Source organism: Frondihabitans australicus, assembly GCF_003634555.1.
Classification (GTDB): Bacteria; Actinomycetota; Actinomycetes; order Actinomycetales; family Microbacteriaceae; genus Frondihabitans; species Frondihabitans australicus.
This window is the reverse complement of record NZ_RBKS01000001.1, coordinates 3,283,749-3,302,139: the sequence shown is the minus strand read 5'-3', so window position 1 is coordinate 3,302,139 and position 18,391 is coordinate 3,283,749. Positions and strand designations below refer to the sequence as shown.

Annotated in this window: 18 protein-coding genes; 10 read left to right on the top strand and 8 right to left on the bottom strand. The window is 70.4% G+C overall.

The window, feature by feature from the left end:
• Nucleotides 1–2: 2 nt before the first annotated feature.
• Nucleotides 3–287 (bottom strand): hypothetical protein, encoded by a 285-nt coding sequence (locus tag C8E83_RS15735; RefSeq protein ID WP_121370923.1) that lies wholly within the window; start codon nucleotides 285–287, stop codon nucleotides 3–5.
• On the bottom strand, nucleotides 284–946 hold the full coding sequence (locus C8E83_RS15730; RefSeq protein ID WP_121370921.1) for a hypothetical protein: 663 nt from the start codon (nucleotides 944–946) through the stop codon (nucleotides 284–286). Before C8E83_RS15730 ends, C8E83_RS15735 begins: the two co-directional genes overlap by 4 nt.
• A 150-nt stretch (nucleotides 947–1,096) precedes the next feature.
• Between C8E83_RS15730 and C8E83_RS15725 the strand changes: the two genes are divergently transcribed.
• The 7 genes from C8E83_RS15725 (at nucleotide 1,097) to C8E83_RS15695 (ending at nucleotide 8,517) form a co-directional block, all read left to right on the top strand.
• Nucleotides 1,097–1,459 (top strand): hypothetical protein, encoded by a 363-nt coding sequence (locus C8E83_RS15725; RefSeq protein WP_121370919.1) that lies wholly within the window; start codon nucleotides 1,097–1,099, stop codon nucleotides 1,457–1,459.
• Nucleotides 1,460–1,528: 69 nt separating this feature from the next.
• A complete protein-coding gene (locus C8E83_RS15720) occupies nucleotides 1,529–2,779 on the top strand; it encodes a mannosyltransferase family protein (RefSeq protein ID WP_121370918.1) in 1,251 nt (416 codons plus the stop codon).
• A gap of 117 nt (nucleotides 2,780–2,896) precedes the next feature.
• A complete protein-coding gene (locus C8E83_RS15715) occupies nucleotides 2,897–3,925 on the top strand; it encodes a glycoside hydrolase family 6 protein (RefSeq protein WP_121370916.1) in 1,029 nt (342 codons plus the stop codon).
• 217 nt (nucleotides 3,926–4,142) lie between these two features.
• Nucleotides 4,143–5,471: a carbohydrate-binding protein gene (locus C8E83_RS15710; protein WP_121370914.1), complete on the top strand. Its 1,329-nt coding sequence runs from the start codon at nucleotides 4,143–4,145 to the stop codon at nucleotides 5,469–5,471.
• A 124-nt stretch (nucleotides 5,472–5,595) separates the two neighbouring features.
• Nucleotides 5,596–5,922, top strand: coding sequence for an SdpI family protein (locus C8E83_RS15705; RefSeq protein WP_170159968.1), 327 nt, complete (start codon nucleotides 5,596–5,598; stop codon nucleotides 5,920–5,922).
• 72 nt (nucleotides 5,923–5,994) lie between these two features.
• Nucleotides 5,995–6,573, top strand: coding sequence for a PadR family transcriptional regulator (locus C8E83_RS15700; RefSeq protein WP_121370911.1), 579 nt, complete (start codon nucleotides 5,995–5,997; stop codon nucleotides 6,571–6,573).
• Between the two features lie 60 nt (nucleotides 6,574–6,633).
• Complete coding sequence (locus C8E83_RS15695) at nucleotides 6,634–8,517, top strand: MFS transporter (protein ID WP_121370909.1); 1,884 nt, start codon at nucleotides 6,634–6,636, stop codon at nucleotides 8,515–8,517.
• 539 nt (nucleotides 8,518–9,056) lie between these two features.
• Here C8E83_RS15695 and C8E83_RS15690 read toward each other — a convergent pair.
• From C8E83_RS15690 to C8E83_RS15680, 3 genes are all read right to left on the bottom strand, one after another.
• On the bottom strand, nucleotides 9,057–10,418 hold the full coding sequence (locus C8E83_RS15690; RefSeq protein WP_121370907.1) for a C40 family peptidase: 1,362 nt from the start codon (nucleotides 10,416–10,418) through the stop codon (nucleotides 9,057–9,059).
• A gap of 162 nt (nucleotides 10,419–10,580) precedes the next feature.
• Nucleotides 10,581–11,303 (bottom strand): SDR family oxidoreductase, encoded by a 723-nt coding sequence (locus C8E83_RS15685; protein ID WP_121370906.1) that lies wholly within the window; start codon nucleotides 11,301–11,303, stop codon nucleotides 10,581–10,583.
• 86 nt (nucleotides 11,304–11,389) lie between these two features.
• Complete coding sequence (locus C8E83_RS15680; RefSeq protein ID WP_121370904.1) at nucleotides 11,390–13,834, bottom strand: acyltransferase family protein; 2,445 nt, start codon at nucleotides 13,832–13,834, stop codon at nucleotides 11,390–11,392.
• Between the two features lie 73 nt (nucleotides 13,835–13,907).
• Here C8E83_RS15680 and C8E83_RS15675 point away from each other — a divergent pair, with 73 nt between their 5' ends.
• Entirely contained in the window at nucleotides 13,908–14,336 is a 429-nt protein-coding gene (locus C8E83_RS15675) for an MmcQ/YjbR family DNA-binding protein (RefSeq protein ID WP_245981730.1), read from the top strand.
• 90 nt (nucleotides 14,337–14,426) lie between these two features.
• Here C8E83_RS15675 and C8E83_RS20045 read toward each other — a convergent pair whose 3' ends face one another.
• From C8E83_RS20045 to C8E83_RS15665, 3 genes are all read right to left on the bottom strand, one after another.
• The gene (locus tag C8E83_RS20045) at nucleotides 14,427–14,549 is read right to left on the bottom strand and encodes a hypothetical protein (protein ID WP_281270826.1); all 123 of its coding nucleotides are present in this window, start codon (nucleotides 14,547–14,549) and stop codon (nucleotides 14,427–14,429) included.
• 385 nt (nucleotides 14,550–14,934) lie between these two features.
• Entirely contained in the window at nucleotides 14,935–15,780 is an 846-nt protein-coding gene (locus tag C8E83_RS15670) for a DUF3800 domain-containing protein (RefSeq protein ID WP_170159967.1), read from the bottom strand.
• 185 nt (nucleotides 15,781–15,965) lie between these two features.
• Nucleotides 15,966–16,835 (bottom strand): thioredoxin-like domain-containing protein, encoded by an 870-nt coding sequence (locus tag C8E83_RS15665; RefSeq protein ID WP_121370900.1) that lies wholly within the window; start codon nucleotides 16,833–16,835, stop codon nucleotides 15,966–15,968.
• Nucleotides 16,836–16,919: 84 nt separating this feature from the next.
• Here C8E83_RS15665 and pucL point away from each other — a divergent pair, with 84 nt between their 5' ends.
• Nucleotides 16,920–17,831 (top strand): factor-independent urate hydroxylase, encoded by a 912-nt coding sequence (pucL, locus tag C8E83_RS15660; protein ID WP_121370899.1) that lies wholly within the window; start codon nucleotides 16,920–16,922, stop codon nucleotides 17,829–17,831.
• Nucleotides 17,828–18,382, top strand: a complete 555-nt coding sequence (locus C8E83_RS15655; protein ID WP_121370897.1) for a nucleoside deaminase — start codon at nucleotides 17,828–17,830, stop codon at nucleotides 18,380–18,382. Before pucL ends, C8E83_RS15655 begins: the two co-directional genes overlap by 4 nt.
• The last annotated feature ends 9 nt before the right edge of the window (nucleotides 18,383–18,391 follow it).

Sequence of the window (18,391 nt, the reverse complement as noted above, 5' to 3'; positions counted from 1 at the left end):
GCCTAGTGGCCGCGCGGCAGGTCGTCGCGGTCTTCGAGCAGGCCCTTGACGCGACCGTTCGCGTCGGTGACCTCGTGCTGCTCGGCGTCGCTCGGCTTCGCCGCGAGCGACAGCATCGCGAGCACGACGAGCGCGACGATGAACGCCACGCCGCAGAAGATGGCCGACAGGATCGGCTGACGCGTCGCCATGAGCACGATCAGGCCGGTGAAGAGGCCGAAGACCGCCGCCATGATCAGGAGCTCGAGGGGGCGGAGGCGCTCGTGGCGGGTGGGGTTGGTGCTCATGGCCGGTGTGCTCCGTCGATGGGGTTGCTGTCGGCCTCGACGGGCAGTGACTCGGCCGTGCCGGTCTGCCACTTCAGCGAGAGGCCCTGGATGACGAGGAAGACGCCCACGAGCGCGCCGTAGGCCCCGACGATGCCGACGAGGATCGTCGACGAGGTGAGGGTGCCCGGGACGTGCTCGATGCCGCCGAACGGCTTGGCGTAGTCGGTGGGGGTCAGGATGTAGACGAGGGCCAGCACGAGCGTCGCCGCGCCGAGCAGGGTCCAGTCGCGCGCGAGGGCGCTGCGACGGCGACGCCGCAGGCCCGAGACGAGCTCGAGGGCGCCGGTGATGACGGCCCAGCCGGTCACCAGGGCGACGAGGGTCACGAGGCCGCCGCCGACGAAGGCGAGCGCCAGCCCGCCGAAGACGACGCTCACGCCGGCCTGCACGAAGAAGAGCAGGCGGCTCGCGCGGTCGTCGAGCCAGCGGTAGGTGCCGCCCGCGAGCAGGAGCCCGCCCGCGAGCGTGGTGCCGCCGAACGTCGCGAGCCCGATGTTCGGCGAGTGGTCGCTCACGAAGGTGGTCACCATGCCGAGGACGAGCAGCGGGATCGCCCGCAGGATGGGGACGGGCCAGTAGCGCGAGGAGGACTCCGCGTCGTGCTGAATGGCCGTCACAGTGCTGCTCTGTGCTCTCTCTGGGCGTGGTGGGGACGATCGAGTTTACCTCCCGCGAACCTGGGGCCTCGCCGGGTCGCTCGGCGCCGAGGCTCCGCCGCGTGCGGGATTTCCGGGTCCGCGAAGCGACCGCGCGCTACCGTCGAGGGCATGGGCGCGTTCGACGAGATCAGGCTCGCCGAGGCGCGCAGGATGCTGGGGCTCGCCCAGACCGACGACCTCTCCACCCGCGCCGAGCTCTGGCTGTCGCAGGGCGTCCGCTCGCCGAGCCTCGAGCTGCTGGCCGTCAGCCCGGACGCCACGCCGGAGGAGTCTCTGCGGCTCCTGCGGGCCGCCGCAGTGGAGCTCGACCTGGCATTCGAGACCCCGCAGGCGGCGCGCACGTACTCGATCCAGGCGTCGCTGCCGTCGCTGACCAGCATGCAGGGCGTCGGCGAGATCACCGACTACTCGAACGGCATGACGGACGCGCTCGAGCGGCGGCTGCGGCGGCTCTTCCGCCGTCGGCGGTAGGCGCGGCGCCCACCGACGGGCACAAGTGCCCCGCGCGCAACGCTCAGGTTCGCGTGAATACTTGTCTTCGTGCCGAGCTGGAGCCCCGCGACCGCGACGACCCCCGTCGCCCTCGCGCCGACCCCGTCTCCGTTGCGCCTGCTCACCTGGGCGCAGCGGCTGCCGTGGTGGAGCGCGGTGCTCGGCGTGTACGCGGCCTCGAGGGTGTTCTCGACGATCCTGCTGTTCGTCATGTACCGCATCGCGTCGGCGAACCCGGGCCGCTGGGCGAACGGCTACGTCGACCAGGACCCCACGCACGGCTTCTTCGGCTTCCTCAACGTCTGGGACGCCCGCTTCTACACGAACATCGCCCAGCACGGCTATCCGACGACGCTCGCGATCGACGCCGCCGGGCACGTCGAGAAGAACGGCTGGGCGTTCCTGCCGGCGTTCCCGTGGACGGTGCGGATCCTCGCCCAGATGACCGGCTGGGACACCGGCGGCGTCGCGGTCGGCGTCGCCACGGCCTTCGGCGCGCTCGCCGCCCTGATGCTGTACCGCCTGCTCCGGCTGCGCGTCGACGAGCTCGGAGCGCTCTGGGGCACCACGTTCTTCTGCTTCGGTGCCGTCGGCTTCGTGCTCGAGGTGGGCTACGCCGAGAGCATGTTCCTGTTCTTCCTCTTCGCCGGCACCTGGGCGATGCTGACCCGCCGGTACGAGATGCTGCTCTGGTGCGGCGTCCTGGCGGCGTTCACGAAGCCGGGCGCCCTCGTGCTGGCGCTCGCCCTCGGCATCGTGGTGGTGCAGCGCTACGTGCAGGATCGCGAGGGGTTCCCCCCTGCCGAGCGCGTCCGCGCCGTGATCGCCGGCCTCGCGATAGCCGCCGCCGGGTTCGCCTGGCCCCTCATCGCCGCGGCCGCCACCGGCCACGCCGGCGCGTACCTGCAGACGGAGATGTCGTGGTGGCGCGACGTGCTCGGCTACACGCCGAAGTTCGTGCCGCTCACGCCCTGGTTCATCATGGCGACGCACTTCCTCGGCTGGGCGGGCGTCTTCGTGGTCCTCGCGATCGTGGGCCTGTTCGTCTGGGGCATGCGCAAGCCGTCGCTGCGCCGGCTCGGCACCGGGATCCGCGCGTACGTCGTCTCGTACGCGCTGTACCTCTTCGCGGTGTTCCTGCCGCAGGAGAGCCTGCCGCGGCTCCTGATGCCCCTCGCTCCGCTGGTGTCGGTCGACAGCATCACGCACAGCACGGCGATCCGGCGGCTGGTGCTGTTCTCGGGCATGGCCCTGCAGGTCACCTGCGTGGTGACGATGTGGCTCACCGGCCCTCCGTGATCGACGCCTACCTGCGGACCTTCTGAGCGGACGTTGCCCCGGCGGGCACGGCCGTGATGGACTGGGCGCGCGTGCGAAGCAGGGCGCGACTGCCCCTCTTCGCCGATCGGAGCCGCGATGACTCACCACCACGCCCGCCGTACCCGCCGCCTCGTCGCGGTGTCGGCCGCCGTCGCCGCGGTCGCCCTCCTGGTCGCAGGATGCACGGGAACGACCCCGACCGACACGAAGACGCCGATGACTCTCCGCACCGAACCCAACACGAAGGTGTTCCCGGGCGGGCTCTACCTTCAGGCCGACAGCCTCGCGCACCAGGCCGCGGTGCGACTCGCGGCCGACGGCCAGGAGTCCGCGTCGAAGGCCGCGGCCGCGATCGCCGAGACGCCGGTGTCGATCTGGCTCGGCGACCAGTACTCGGCGAAGAAGGTCGGCGCGGTCGTCGCAGCGAACCTGGCCGCCGCCAAGAAGCAGGGCAAGACCGCCGTCTTCGTCACCTACGCGATCCCGAACCGCGACTGCGGCGACTTCTCGGCCGGCGGCTTCAGCACGGCCGAGTACCCGACCTGGATGAAGGCCGTCACCAGGGCCCTGGCCCGGGGCGAGAAGCGGGGCGAGCACTCCGCCGTCATCGTCGAGCCCGACTCTCTGGCGATGCTGAGCAACTGCCCGTCGCAGACCGACACCCGCATTCCCCTGATCCGGCAGTCGGTGAAGGAGCTCCACGACGCGGGCATCCCCGCCTACCTCGACGCCGGGAACTCGCACTGGGTGCAGCCCGCCGAGATGGCGAGCCGGCTGAAGAAGGCCGGCATCCGGTACGCCCGCGGCTTCTTCACGAACGTCGCGAGCTTCTACCCGGTCGACGACGAGCGCGCCTACGCCGAGAAGGTGTCGAACCTCACCGGCGGCGCGAAGTACGTCATCGACGTCTCGCGCAACGGCCAGGGCTGGAAGGGCACCTGGTGCAACCCCGAGGGCACGGGCCTCGGCCAGGCGCCCCACGTGTCGGCCGGCACGACGGGGCTCGACGCTCTCCTCTGGATCAAGTCCCCCGGCGTCAGCGACGGCACCTGCAACGGCGGCCCGAAGGCCGGCCAGTGGTACGCGTCGTACGCGGAGGCGCTGGTCAAGAACCGCCGCGCCTAGCTGTCGCCGGGCGGGTGTCGGCGATCCTGCGGCCGGATTCGCCTTAGCCGGATTGCGCACGTCGCGCGCTTAACGCGTCGCGGCCCTCTTCCGTGACCCCCGAACGGGGCAGTACGGTCTGTCCAGTGTTTGTTTGTTTGTCTCCCTTACATATTCGGGTATGGAAGGGCTTCTCACTGGCACCGGGCACCGTGCCCGGGCCGAAACGGAGGATCGGATGAAGACCAGCAGGATCAGCAGAGGGCTCGGCTTCGCCGCCGTGGCCGCGGGCGTCGTGGGGGCGTCGCTCGCCGGGGTCGGGGCGAGCGTCGCGAACGCCGACACCCCGTCGTGCGCCACCGCGTGGAGCGCGTCGACGGCCTACTCGGGCGGCGCGACCGTCAGCGAGAACGGCACGAACTACACGGCGAACTGGTGGACGCAGGGCAACGACCCCGCCACGAACTCCGGGCCGACCGGCAGCGGGCTCCCGTGGACGAACAGCGGGGCGTGTTCGGGCTCCGGGTCGACCGGGACCGGCACGGGCACGGGCACGGGGACCGGCACGGGCACAGGATCCGGCGGCTCGACCGGCACCGGTGCGACCGGCTCGATCAGCGGCACCTTCTTCAGCCCCTACAAGGACGTCACGTCGAGCCTCAACTGGAACACCGACGTCATGCAGACCGCCGTCACCGGCACCACGATCCCGGTCGTCGGCGGCTCGAACAGCCTCGTGGCCACCGCCGAGCCGAATCTCAAGGGCATCTCGCTCGCGTTCGCGACCGGCACCTGCGGCTCGGAGAACTGGGGCGGCGTCGCCGGCGCCGACTTCGCCGCGGCCAACGTCCCCGCCCTCGACGCGGCCGGCGTCGACTACGTCGTCTCGACCGGCGGCGCGGCCGGCTCGTTCACCTGCGGCTCGACGGCGGCGATGGACAGCTTCATCCAGCGCTACTCGTCGAACCACCTCGTGGGCATCGACTTCGACATCGAGTCGGGCCAGACGGCCTCCGACATCTCGAACCTCGTGAACGCGGCGGCCGGCGCTCAGGCGACCTACCCGAACCTGCGCTTCTCGTTCACGCTGGCGACCCTCGCCGCGTCGGACGGCTCGTACGGCGGCCTCAACTCGACCGGTGGCACCGTGATGAAGGCGATCCAGTCGTCGAGCCTCACGAACTACACGATCGACCTCATGACGATGGACTACGGCGCCGGCACCCCGAGCGTCTGCGTCGTGTCGAACGGCGTCTGCGAGATGGGCCAGTCGGCGATCCAGGCGGCCGAGAACCTCCAGCACACCTACGGCACGCCGTACTCGAAGATCGAGCTGACCCCGATGATCGGCGTCAACGACTCGTCGAGCAACGTCGTCTCGCTCGCCGACGTCGACACGATCGTGTCGTTCGCCAAGGCGAACGGCCTGGCCGGAGTCCACTACTGGTCGCTCGACCGCGACACTCCGTGCCCGACCGCGCAGACCACCGCGTCGGCGACCTGCAACTCGATGAGCGGCACGACCGCCCTCGAGTACACGAACCGCTTCCTGTCCGACCTCGGCTAGCGGCTCGCCACTCCCAGACACCCTCGATCCGACGCGATCGGGCCTCACCCGGCCCGAGACCGTCGGGCCGGGGGTGTCTCGGCGTCGGGCGGCCGCGCGCGTCGGCGCTGGCTACGATTGCTCGGTGATCATCGCCGCCATCGTCCTGTTCGTCGTCGCCGTCGCCATCGTCGGCACCACCGTCGCCGCGGCCGGCGGCATCCTCCGCCTCAACACGGTGGCCGGCATCAGGATCCCGTCGCTGCTCGCCTCCCAGTCCGCCTGGGAGGCAGGCCACCTCGCCGCCCTGCTGCCCATGACGATCGCCGGGGTGATCGCGGCGGCGGGCGGCTTCGTGGTGCTGTACCGCCCGGGGTCGGGCGGGGTCCTCGCGGTCGTCATCATTCTGATGCTCGCGCTCATCGCGTTCGGGGTGGTGCGGGCGGACCGTGCGGCGCGGGGTGCCGTCTAGGGCGACGGGGTCTGGCGCGGCTCCTGCGCCCATGACTTGACCACGTGAGACTACTTATGCGAGAGTAGTCGCATGTCGTCCATTCGCCTGTTCATTCTCGACGCCTTTGAGCGCTACGGGGAGATGCACGGGCACCAGCTGCGCCTCCAGGCCGAACAGGAGCGCATCTCACTCTGGACCGACGTCAGTGTCGGCGCCCTGTACGGCGCCATCAAGAGGCTGGCGGCCGACGGGCTGCTCGCCGAGGTGCGCACCGAGCGCGAGGGGAACTTCCCCGAGCGCCAGGTCTACGCCATCACGTCGCGGGGGCGAGAGGTGCTGCACGACCTGCACCAGTCGACCCTCGCCGACATCGCCTACCGGCCCGACCCGTTCGACCTGGCCTTCGCGCGGCTCGACCCCGAGCGGCTCGACGAGCTGCCGCGTACGATCCAGGAGCGCATCGACGCGTACGAGGTGCGCCTCGCGACGATGCGAGCCAACAACGAGCGGGCACGCCCCTACCTGAGCCTCGGAGAGGACTTCGTGATCAGCCACGGTGAACACCGACTGCGGTCGGAGATCGACTGGCTGCGCGACCTCCAGGCGAACCTCCCGGCGATCGTCGCCGACGAGCGCGCTCGGCCCGAACCCGACCGCGCGACCCCCTGACCCGTTCCCCTTCCGCTCCACCCTGCCGCGCGCTCGCGCGGAACGAAAGGCACCATCACCATGTCAACCGCCACAGTCGGCGGCGCGGCCCCCGCTTCGTCGAAGCCGGCCGCACCCGCGATCCCCGGGCACGCCTGGCGCGCCCTCGTCGTCCTGCTCCTGGGCATGTTCATCGCCCTGCTCGACACCACCATCGTCAACGTCGCCCTGCCGACCATCAAGTCGTCGCTGAACGCGTCCGAGTCGACCCTCTCGTGGATCATCTCGGGCTACGCGCTCGCCTTCGGCCTCGCCCTCATCCCCGCGGGCAGGATCGGCGACCGCATCGGCCACAAGTGGGTGTACTTCACCGGCATCCTGATCTTCACCGCCGCCTCGTTCGCCTGCGGGATCTCGCAGTCCGACGAGCAGCTGGTGATCTTCCGCGTGATCCAGGGCCTCGCCGGCGGCATCTTCGTGCCCGCCGTCACCGCCTTCATCCAGCTGCTGTTCCCGCCGCAGGCCCGCGGTCGCGCGTTCGCGATCATGGGCTCGGTCATCGGCGTCTCGTCGGCGCTCGGCCCCATCGTCGGCGGTCTGCTGATCCAGGCGTTCGGCGACACGGACGGCTGGCGCACCGTCTTCTACGTGAACCTGCCGATCGGCCTGGCCACGCTGATCCTGGCCGCGATCTGGCTGCCCAAGCGCGATGTGAACGCGCCCCGCCCGCCCGCGGGTCTCGACTGGTTCGGCGTGTTCCTCGTGTCGGCCGCCCTCGTCGCGATCCTGGTGCCGCTCATTCAGGGGCAGCAGGACGGCTGGCCGCTCTGGACCTATCTCACGATCGCACTCGGCGTGATCCTGCTCGCGGTCTTCGGCCTGTGGGAGGTGCACGTCGCCCACGTCGGTCGCAGCCCCCTCGTGCCGCCCGCGCTGTTCCGCCACCCGCAGTTCACCGGCGGAGTCGTGCTCGCGCTGGTCTACTTCGCCGCGTTCACGAGCATCTTCTTCACCATCTCGCTGCTCTGGCAGACCGGCCTGGCGCACACCGCGCTCGAGTCGGGCGTCGTCACGATCCCGTTCGCGGTCGGCTCGATCCTCGGGTCGTCGCAGAGCGGGCGACTCGCCGCGCGTCTCGGTCGCACCGTGCTGATCATCGGCACCGCGCTGGTCGCCGCCGGGCTGATCTCGGTGTGGCTGATCCTCGTCGCCGTGAAGGCGACCGACCTCACCAACTGGATGCTCGTCGCGCCGCTGTTCTTCGCCGGCATCGGCAACGGCTTCTTCATCGCCCCGAACGCGCAGTTCATCGTCGCCACGGTCGACCGCCGAGACGCGGGCTCGGCGTCGGCTGTCATCGCGGCCGTGCAGCGGGTCGGCAGCGCCGTGGGCATCGCGGTGATCGGGTCGGTGCTGTTCGGGACGCTTGTCGTGGCGAAGCCTGCTGCCCCGACGTCTCCTACGCCGGCGGCGATCGCCGCGGTGAAGCAGCAGGCACTCGACAACCTGGCGACCGGGTTCGGGAACGCCTCCGCCAAGGCGATGCTCGTGAGCGTCATCTTCGCGATCGTCGCGTTCGGCCTGGTGTTCGCTCTGCCCAAGCGGGTCGGCGTGCCGGGTGCGCCCGGTGGTCACGGTGGCGGGGCTCAGGGTGGTGCTCCCGGCGGTGCCGCCGGTGCGCCCGCCGGTGCGGGGGCTCCGGCTGGCGCCGGTGCTTCGGCGGCCGACGCGTCGGGTGGTCCGGGTTCGGCCTCAGCGGCGTCCGGCGAGCCGCAGCCTCAGGGCGCAGGAGCCGGCACACAGCCCGCCGGCTCCCCCGCCGCCGGCCACGCGCCCGGCCACGGGGCTCACGCCGCCGACCCCGCGCATCCTGCCGAGCCGTCTCCGTCGCACGGTCACCACGTGGCCGACCACCCGCACGGTGCGCACGCCGCCCCGGTCGAGCCGGACTCCCGGCACCAGTAGACGTGCCCCATCCGAAGGGCCCCGCCTCGCGGCGGGGCCTTTCGTCGTTCGTCCGATCGCCGGGCAGCTCGCCGCACGCCCGGCTGTGGCAGCCTGCTCGTCGCAGCCCGCTCGTCGCACGCCCGGCGCGGCGCGCCGCTCGTCGCACGCCCGGCGAACGGGACGCGGCGGCGGGAGGCCGCCGCGTGCCTGGCCTGTTCAGCGAGCCCCGGGGTGTTGCTTCACTTTTTTCCCTCCTCAACTGCGTAGTTGAGGAGGGAAAAAAGTGAAGCAACACACCCAGCGGGCCGGCAACGGGGAGCCGGCGGCCAGGCGGGCACCCGGCGGGCAGGCACCAGGTCGACGGGCGGCGCGCAGGCGGCGGGCAGTAGGCGGGCAGGCAGGACGCGCGACGCGGGCGGGCGGGCGGCGGACGCGCGACGCGGGCAGGCGGGCGGCGGACGCGCGACGCGGGCAACCGCGGCGGCGCGGGCGAGCATGGCCGAGCACTGCGACGCGAGGCGCAGCGACGGTTCGAGGAGCGCGCGACGAGACCCGGGCTACGGGTTGATGCGCACGAAGTGGTGCGGCTGGTCCCAGATCGGACGCACCGAGACGACACCGCCGGGCTTGGGGGCGTCGAGGATCATGCCGTTGCCGGCGTAGAAGCCGTCGTGCTCCTCGTTGTCGAAGACGACGAGGTCGCCCGGAACCGCCTCGGACTGCGGAATCGTGGTGCCGAGGGCGTCCTGCGAGGGAACGTAGTGCGGCAGCGAGATGCCGAACTGCGCGTAGACGAACATGATGAAGCCCGAGCAGTCGAACGCCGACGGGTCGGCGCCGCCGTGCACGTAGGGCGTGCCGAGGTACTGCAGGGCGACGTTGAACACCTGCGAGCGGTCGAGCGGGTTGTCGGAGTAGAGCGGGTGCGCGACGTATTCCGCGGCCGTCGGGCCCGTGTAGGTCGTGACCTTCTCGGCCTTGCGGTTCGCGATGACCTGGGTCTCGTAGTCGAGCACCGAGGTGGCGCTGTAGCCGTCGCGGGCGAGCACCTGGCTGTCGACGCCGGCGGCGACGTCGTAGGTCTGGTTGCCGATGTGCACGGTGGTCGAGCCGTCGGCGTTGGTCGAGGCGTAGGCCTTCGCAGCGCCGGTGTGGCCGATGGCGGGCAGGATGCTCGTGGCCAGAATGCCCGCGATCACCGCCGCGACCGCGACGCGGACGCCGACGCGCGAGAACGCTCCCCGGCGGGGCGGGCGGGCCTGGGCGGCAGGCGCGGCGAGAGCAGCGGGACGACGACGCGCGACCGTGGAGCGCGACGCCGGGCGAGCCGAACCGCGACCCGCACCGGCGGCCGACGGCACGAACGTCTCACGACGGCCGGAGGACGACTCGGGCGCGGGGATGCCGACGGCGAGCGACCCGGTGAACGGTGTCGGGGCGAGCTCGGCGGCGGGCGACACAGGGGCGGCGACGGACGCCGCGGCGGGCGCAACCGGAGCGACGGGCTGGACCGGCTCGGCGGCAGCAGGAGCGACGGTAGTAGCCGAGGCGGGCGCGACCTCGACCACCGGCAGCACCGCCGTGGTCGGGAGGACGGGGGACGTCGGGACGGAGGCGGGCGCCTCCGACATCGCGGCGGCGGCGGCTGCCTCGCGTGCGGCGCGGGCGGCACGGCGGGGGCTCACCACGGCGTCGAACGTGGGTGCGTCGGACGTCGCGTGGGCGGCGGACGCGCTCGGTGCGAACGAAGCTGGCTCCTGCGCCCCAACCGAAACGGGCGACGAGAGGGCACCGGCGGACGAGAGGTCAGCGACGGGCGTGGCGGCGCGACGACGACCGGAGGGGCGAGACGTGGGAGCGTCTGCGAGGTCGACGAGGGCGGACACAGGCGTGCTGGAGGTCTTCTCGTTCGGGTGCATCCCGACCACCCTACGGGAGGACCCCGCCTCGGGCCAACCTCTGATTTCCGTCGTCCCGCATCCTCCGCAGGAGTGACATCTTCTCGAGAAATCGGCCCGAGGTACCGACGCGCGCCGCGCCCCCAGAACTCGAACGCGGCGCCCGCCGAACAGCAGGAAACGTCAGACGCGCGCGGCCAGCTGCGGGTACAGCGCCTCGACCGGAGCGGACAGCCCGGCCTTCACGTCGCGGCTGATCTGGTCGGCCAGCACCTCGTGCTCGCCCCGCTCGAGGCCGTCGTAGGCGTCGCGCACGACGTCGGCCGGGTCGCCCTTCTCGACGTCGAGCGCCGCGGTCATCGGGGTGTCGGTGTAGCCGAGGTGGAGTCCGAGCACGTGCGTGCCCTGCGGCGCGAGGTCGAGGCGGAACGAGTTCGTCGCCGACCAGAAGGCGGCCTTCGACGCCGAGTAGATGCCGGCGATGCCGATCCAGCTGAGCACCGAGTGCACGTCGATCAGGGCGCCGCCGCCGTTGCGGCCCAGGATCGGGACGAACTCCTGCACCACCCGCACGGCCCCGAAGAAGTTGGTCTCGAAGACGACGCGCACCGCGTCGAGCGACGAGGAGGTCAGCGAATTGTCGTCGCGCACGTTGATGCCGGCGTTGTTGACGAGGACCGTCGTGTCGGAGGCCGCGGCCGCCGCGGCGGCGACCGAGGCGGCGTCGGTGACGTCGAGCGCCAGCGGCACGACGCGCGGGTCCGACCAGGTGCGCGGGGAGCGGGCGGTCGCGTAGACCTTCGCGGCGCCGCGGGCGAGGGCCTGCGCGACGAACTCCTCGCCGAGGCCTCCGTTCGCTCCGGTGACGAGGACTACGGCTCCGTCGAGGCTGGGGGTGGTGGACATGGTCTCTTCTTTCGTCGGTGATCGATCTAGCTTGCTTAACGCAACTCAGCCGGACGCACGGCATTCCCGATCCTGCGAAAGAGTTCTCAGCGGGCGTCCGCCGCCAGCTGGTCGAGCACGGGCGCGACGGCCGGCCCGAGCGAGTTCAGGAACTGGCTCGACAGGTGATGGCTGTCTTCGTAGGCCGTGACGCCGCCGATCACCGAGTGGCAGACCTTCGCGTCGCACATCAGCGAGGTGATGTCGATGAGGTTCACCCGGGGGTCGTGCAGCGACCGGGCGGCCTGCGCCATCGGGTCCGGCAGCACCGCCTGCGAGCGCGGGGTGGTGCACGGGTCGACCTTCGAGGGCGCGTCGTCGATGCAAGTGGGGATGTCTCGACCCGGATCCGGGGGATCCGCCATCACCACGACCCGCTTGCCCGCGGCCACGAGCTGCCGCATGACCGCCGCGTTCGCCTTCTCGACCCCGGGGATCTTGGCGGACTGCCCGTCGGCGGCGTACTTGTGCGAGAAGCTGCTCATCACGACCGCGTCGATCGACCTGTCGCTCTCGATCTTCTTCAGGATCACGGGCTGCCAGTCCTGGCAGGTCGGCCCCTCCTCCGAGTCGCCGGTGCCGCCGGGCGTGTAGTAGCCGGCGATGGCCAGCGGGCACCCCGCCTGCCAGTTGACGGTGACGCGCCAGCCCCGCGCGAGGGCGAGCGGCAGGATCGTGTGCGCCCACTGGAACCCGTGGCTGTCGCCGACGATCTCGATGTGGAAGGCGGCGCCTTTCGGCCCGTACGAGCAGGTGTGCAGGTGTCCGACGAAGCTCGACGGGCAGTTGTTCCACGTGATCGTGTCGGCCGTGCCCGTGGTGGTGTCGGCGGCCAGGGTCGGCAGCCACGGGGTGAGGGCGGCCTCGGCGGCGCCGACGGTGTGGCTGGCGGGGCAGGTGTCGGGGTTGGGCTGGAGCGCTGCTCCTGCGCCCACACAGGTCAGCCCCGTCTCGGACGAGCCCTGCGCCTGCCCGCTGAGGGTGCGGTACGCCTCGACGGCCTGCGCCTTGGCGCCGTCGTAGTGGTGCGTCGGGGCGATCGACACGGCGAGCACGATCACGACGGCGGCGGCCGCCATGACGTAGGTGCGGAAGACCGCGCGGCGCGGGTGGTGGATCACACGCGCGGGGTCCTCGACGTACCGCTTCGAGAGCCAGGCGAGCAGCACGCTCACCGCGATGCACGGCAGCGCCACGAGCGGGTCGCCCGCGGCGCCACTGCCGCCGACGATCAGCCCGGCGACGATGAGCACCGGCCAGTGCCAGAGGTACAGCGAGTACGAGATCGCCCCGACGAAGTCGACCGGACGCCACGCCACCGCGAGCGCCACGGGCCGCGGCAGCTCGACCGCGCTCGACACGATCACGAGCACGGCGCCGAGGGCCGGCACGAGCGCCCGCCAGCCGGGGAACCCGTTCGACCCGTCGAACGCGAACGCGGCCAGCAGGATCAGCGACACTCCCCCGCCCAGCGCCACGCTGCCCGCGACCCTCCTCAGCGACCCCGGCAGTCGCGCGAGTGTCTGCCGAAGAGACGGGGCGGCGAACCCGAGCAGGCCTCCCGCCGAGAACTCCCACACGTGGGTGAGAGTGGAGAAGTAGGCGACTGTCGGATCCTGCGCCGTGAAGATCACCGAGTAGACGAGGCTGGCCGCGCCGACGACCGCCACGACGCCGGCGAAGCCCGCCGCGCTGCGCCTGGCCGCGTGGAGCTCGCTGCCGGTGTGGCGTCGCGGGCCCGGGCGGCGGAGGCGGGCCGCGATCCAGACGGCGGCGACGAGCACGAGCGGGCAGACGATGTAGAACTGCTCTTCGACCGAGAGCGACCAGTAGTGCTGGAACGGCGAGGCGGCGCGCCCCGACTGGAAGTAGTCGACGCTGAGGTTCGCGAGGGTCCAGTTCTCGACGAGTCCGACGCTCGACCAGAACTCCTCGAGGATCGCCGGGTACCGCTGAATGGGCACGAGCGGCAGCGTCGCGACGAGACTCACGATCAAGACCACGGCCGCGGCCGGCAGGAGCCGGCGGATGCGCCTGGACCAGAAGGCCAGGACGTTCACGGTGCCGGTGGCCTCGCGCTCCCGCCACAGGTGCCCGATGATCAGGTACCCCGAGATGACGAAGAAGACGTCGACTCCGACGAAGCCTCCGGTCACGACCTCGGGGAAGGAGTGGAAGAAGACGACGAGCGTCACCGCGAGGGCGCGGAGGGCCTGGATCTCGGGCGAGAAGCGTTCGCCGCCGAGGCCGGGGGAGCTCGCGGCGGGGGTGCGGTGCGGCATGGGGTGGCCGTAGCCGGCGTAGCCGCGGGGGGCGGCGTGGCGCGGGGGGAGCGGGGGTGGGCCGGCGGTGGTGGCGCGGGTGCGTGGGGTGCGTCGTCGGCCCGCGGCCGTTGCCTTCTCGGGCGCGGCCGCGGGTGCTGCTGCCTCGGGGGCGGCCGGCTCGTGCGGGGTGCGTCGTCGGCGGCTCGTGAGTGCGGTGAGGTCGAGCACGGCGACCCCCTGCGGTCACGTCTGTGTCGCGCTGTCCTCTCCGCGCGTGCACATGAATATCCTTGCGAAAAGCATGGCACGCGTCGTCGCGGGCGTCGGGCCGACCCGCCCGCGCGTCCAGGTCGCCGCGTCAGGAGGAGGCAGGATCGTCCACATGAACGACGACGAAGCACTCGAGTTCTGCCAGAACCTGCCGTCGGCGGAGCTCACTCACCCGTTCGGGTTCGAGACCGCGGTGATGAAGGTGCGAGGCAGGGTGTTCGCGATCCTGCCGCTGCATTCCGAGGTGGCGTCGATCACTCTCAAGAGCGAGCCGGCCGACGCCGAGGCGCTGGTGCGCGAGCACGCGGCCGTGACGCCGGGGTACCACATGAACAAGCGGCACTGGATCACCGTCACGCTCGACGGGTCGCTGCCCGACGGGCTCGACGAGGAGTTGATCCGGGAGTCGTACCGGCTCGTGATCGCGGCTTTGCCGAAGGCGCGGCGGCCGGTGGCCTAACGAGCCGTGTCGGCCGGCTACTTCTGGGTCAGGGCCGACAACTCGAGCTCGACGTCGCGACGACTCGTGCACCATCGCGACGCTCACGCCCTAGGAGCGATCCTCCTCATCGGCCCGCACGTCAATCTCGGCGATTTTCCCGGTCATGCCCGGACGTGCCAGGAGCGCGTCGATGCGGTCTGCGCCATCGACGAATGTCTTGCCCGTGTTCACTGCTCACCCTGTTTTCTCGCCCATCGCCGAGGCCGCCACCCGCTAACCAACCTTCAGTGAGTCGTCACCGCCGCCACGCGACGGCTGACTGTCACTCCGCTCGGTGCGCACGCCGAACTCGGCGGTGAATGATGCCGACGCCGCGTCGTACGCGGCCAAAGCATCATCCGTTCATCGGGCCTTGGTCTCGACAGATAGTTCTTGGAATGACGCGGTCATCGGTTCCTCCCACCGGAAACCATACGTGTCAGGGCACATACTCTCGAGTCAGCAAACAGTGCTCAGCGAGCCGCGACGCAGGGGGCCAAAGGCAGGCGTCAGTCGGACGACGTCTGCTGAGTGCGGGGCGGACCGAGGCGCAGGAGCCGCTCAATCAGGCCGCGGCCTAGGAGGAAATGCGGAACGGTACATCCTCGAAGAGCGCCAGCGTTGGCTGGCGATTCATGTGGTCATGAACCCGGACTCCACCCACTCGGGATCCATCACGGTCCAGATACCGGTACTCCAGGAGTCGCAGCTTCTGGCCATAGCGCTCACGGACGTGGAGGTACTCACTGCTCGGGTGAGCGTTATCAAGAAGGCAGAGGCAGAAACCGGCACATGCCATCGGAAAGACCAACGCCCAGACCACGATGTCAACGATCTGCAGGACGACGTGGGCATCGGAGTGTCCGAAGACCGGTGACTCGGCCAGGTGCGTGTAAGCGTTCGCGCCTGACTTGAAGCGCTTCGTCGTGATTCGTTGGACGCTAGGAACGTTCTTCGCCTTCGTCCGCGCATCGAGGACCACGAGGCCAGTCGTACTGGCGGCACGAAGTTGAACGTCGAATTTCTCGGCGAGCGACGCGACGCAATCTGAGTAGATCCAGCGGTTGAGGACCTTCTGCCCTTTGACATGGACCTCAGCGATGAGCGACACGTTGTGGGAGTCGAGAAGAGAGATCACGTCGTCGAGAATGCCGAAGGCGCGGCGTCGACGGCGACGCGAGTCAGACCGAATGTCGGCTCGCAAGTTGGCGCCTTTTATCTCGAACGCTATGACGTCGGAGAGCTGCGCGTCTTTTGCCGCCAACGCCGGGTTGTACTTCTTCTTCAACTGGAGGAAGTCCCAGATGAGGCCGCGGCTCTGCGACTCTTCGACGACAAGCCCACCTAGAACGAGCACGGGCGGGTCGTTCTTGGTTCGAAGGGCCTGTTCATCGCCTGACTCGTCGATGTAGCAGAGAAACACGGTCACCTCGTCGTTACACCAAGCTGAAACAACTACAGCCGCCCGAAGGCGGCTGTAGGACTTGCTGCACGAGGTGCAGCGGATGCAATTGAATGCCAGACCAGTATGCCCGAGAGCGCACTCGGGCCTCAACTCGGCATCGGCGGGTCGCGCACCCCAAAACGAGTGGCGCGGAGAGTGCAGCGTCAGTCGGTGGCAGTACCGGGAGGGTTCGCCTTCAGGCTGCCGAACTTCGCAGGGCGACCGCCCGTGTTGATCGGCACGCCGTCCACCGGGGCACCGTACTCGGGCGTGTACTTCGGGTTGTGGCGGAAGGTGTCGACGAACTTCTGGAGCCGCGGGTCCGAGGCGCTCGAGACCTGCAGCTGGTAGCCCCAGGCCGAGATCACGATCTTCGAGGGCAGGTCGTTCGAGGCCCACGGCGAGAGGTCCATGTAGCGGTTCTCCTGGCCGGCGGTCTGCTCGCTCTCGGGGATCATCGTCTGCTTGCCGACGAACGCGGTGAGCTTCTTCACCTGCGACGCCGAGAGGTCGGGGTCGTAGGTGATCCACACGGCGCCGTGCTCGAGGTTGTGCACCGCACGTTCGGTCGGCACGGGCTTCGTGTAGACGCCGGCGTTCATCCAGATGGCGTTGTGCGGGCCGCCGACCGGGGGCGTGATCGAGTACGTCACCGGGCCGGTCACGTGGTCGTGCTCGAGGGCGCCCTTGTGGGCGTCGCCGTTGCCGGGCCACCCCTCGGTGTCGTACGCGACCACGCCGTCGATGCCGGTGGTGTTCGCGACCTTCGTCACCGCCGCCTGCGTCGTGGTCGTCGTGCCGTCGGGCTTCGACGGGATGATCTGCTGCGACGCGGCGCTCGTCGACGCCGGCTTCGACCAGCCGCCGCCGAAGCGACCGTCTGCTCCGAGGAAGATGATGACGATCACGATCGCCGTGGCGACCGCCCCGGCGAGAATGAAGATGAGGCGTCGACGTTGCTGCCGCTCCTGCTGCCGTCGGAATTCTTCGACCTTGGCGCGACGCCGGGCCGCCTGCTCTGCTTTCGAAACCACGTGGCGAACCTATTGGTTTCACCTGAAAGCAATCGGGAACCGCGCCGAAACACCCCGGTTACATTTTGTTGACAGACTGCGCGCATGGCGATCATCCTCGGAGACATCCAGTACGGCAAAGCGGAATCACGACTCGTCCGCATCGTGCGCGACACCCCTCGGCACGAGATCCGCGACCTCAACGTGACGACCGCCCTGCGCGGCCCGTTCCAGAACGCGTATCTCGAGGGCGACCAGTCGAACGTGCTGCCGACCGACACGCAGAAGAACACGGCGTACGCGTTCGCGAAGTCGAAGGGCATCACCTCGCCGGAGGCCTTCGGCCTGGAGCTCGCGCACCACTTCGTGCACGACGTCGACCCGGTCGAGGGCGCCCGCATCGAGGTCGAGGAGTACGCGTGGGAGCGCGCCGTCGTCGACGGAGCCGAGCACGACCACACCTGGCTGCGCAAGGGCCAGGAGGTCCGCACCGCCGCGATCACGGTCGACGCGACCGGCGAGTACGTCATCGGGGGCCTCAAAGACCTCGTGCTGCTCAAGAGCACCGGGTCGGAGTTCACCGGCTTCCTCAAGGACGAGTACACGACCCTCCCCGAGGAGAAGGACCGCATCATGGCGACGGCCCTGCAGGCGCAGTGGCGGTTCGCGCCAACGGCCGGGCAGTCGCTCGACGACATCGACTTCGAGGCCGTCTACCCCGAGATCAAGGCGATCATGGTGAAGCACTTCGCGACCCTGCACTCGCTCGCCCTGCAGCAGACCCTCTGGGCCATGGGCAAGGCCGTCCTCGAGGCCTTCGACTTCATCGCCGAGGTGCGCCTCAAGGCCCCCAACAAGCACCACTTCACCTACGACATCGGCCGCTTCGGCATCGAGAACAAGCAGGAGGTGTTCTGGGCCGCCGACCGCCCCTACGGCCTCATCGAGGCGCAGGTCACGCGCGACGACGCCCCCGACGCAGGCGAGGCCTGGCGGTTCTCGGCGGGGCTGGCATGACCTCCGCGGGCCCGGCGGGCCGGGCGGCGACGGGCGACCTCGCGCCCCGCGGGGTGTCGGATCCTGCTGCAGGATCGGCGACAGCCGACGCCGCCCACCTCGCACGCGCCATCGACCTCGCCACGGCGAACGTCGGCGACGGCGGCGGGCCCTTCGGGGCCGTGATCGTCGGCCCCGAGGGAACGGTGATCGCCGAGGGGCAGAACCGCGTCACCCGCGACCTCGATCCGACGGCCCACGCCGAGGTCGTCGCCATTCGGGCCGCGTGCCAGGTGGTGGGATCGTTCGCCCTCGACGGGTGCACGCTCTACACGTCGTGCGAGCCGTGCCCCCTGTGCCTGGCCGCCGCGCTGTGGTCGCGCGTCGATCGCGTGGTGTTCGCCGCCGACCGGTACGACGCCGCGCGGGGTGGGTTCGACGACCTCGCGTTCTACGAGCTGTTCGCGCGCGACCGGTCGGAGTGGGAGCTCCGCGTCGACACCGTACGGCCATCACACGCCGCCCAGCCGTTCGACACGTGGCTGACGGCTGCCGCCCGCACGGCGTACTGACGCGGGGTG

Bases quoted from the DNA above. Each gene is read 5' to 3' on its own strand.
- C8E83_RS15735 (WP_121370923.1), bottom strand. From the start codon at position 287: ATGAGCACCAACCCCACCCGCCACGAGCGCCTCCGCCCCCTCGAGCTC.
- C8E83_RS15725 (WP_121370919.1), top strand. From the start codon at position 1,097: ATGGGCGCGTTCGACGAGATCAGGCTCGCCGAGGCGCGCAGGATGCTG.
- C8E83_RS15715 (WP_121370916.1), top strand. From the start codon at position 2,897: ATGACTCACCACCACGCCCGCCGTACCCGCCGCCTCGTCGCGGTGTCG.
- C8E83_RS15710 (WP_121370914.1), top strand. From the start codon at position 4,143: ATGAAGACCAGCAGGATCAGCAGAGGGCTCGGCTTCGCCGCCGTGGCC.
- C8E83_RS15700 (WP_121370911.1), top strand. From the start codon at position 5,995: ATGTCGTCCATTCGCCTGTTCATTCTCGACGCCTTTGAGCGCTACGGG.
- C8E83_RS15695 (WP_121370909.1), top strand. From the start codon at position 6,634: ATGTCAACCGCCACAGTCGGCGGCGCGGCCCCCGCTTCGTCGAAGCCG.
- C8E83_RS15690 (WP_121370907.1), bottom strand. From the start codon at position 10,418: ATGCACCCGAACGAGAAGACCTCCAGCACGCCTGTGTCCGCCCTCGTC.
- C8E83_RS15685 (WP_121370906.1), bottom strand. From the start codon at position 11,303: ATGTCCACCACCCCCAGCCTCGACGGAGCCGTAGTCCTCGTCACCGGA.
- C8E83_RS15675 (WP_245981730.1), top strand. From the start codon at position 13,908: ATGGCACGCGTCGTCGCGGGCGTCGGGCCGACCCGCCCGCGCGTCCAG.
- pucL (WP_121370899.1), top strand. From the start codon at position 16,920: ATGGCGATCATCCTCGGAGACATCCAGTACGGCAAAGCGGAATCACGA.
- C8E83_RS15655 (WP_121370897.1), top strand. From the start codon at position 17,828: ATGACCTCCGCGGGCCCGGCGGGCCGGGCGGCGACGGGCGACCTCGCG.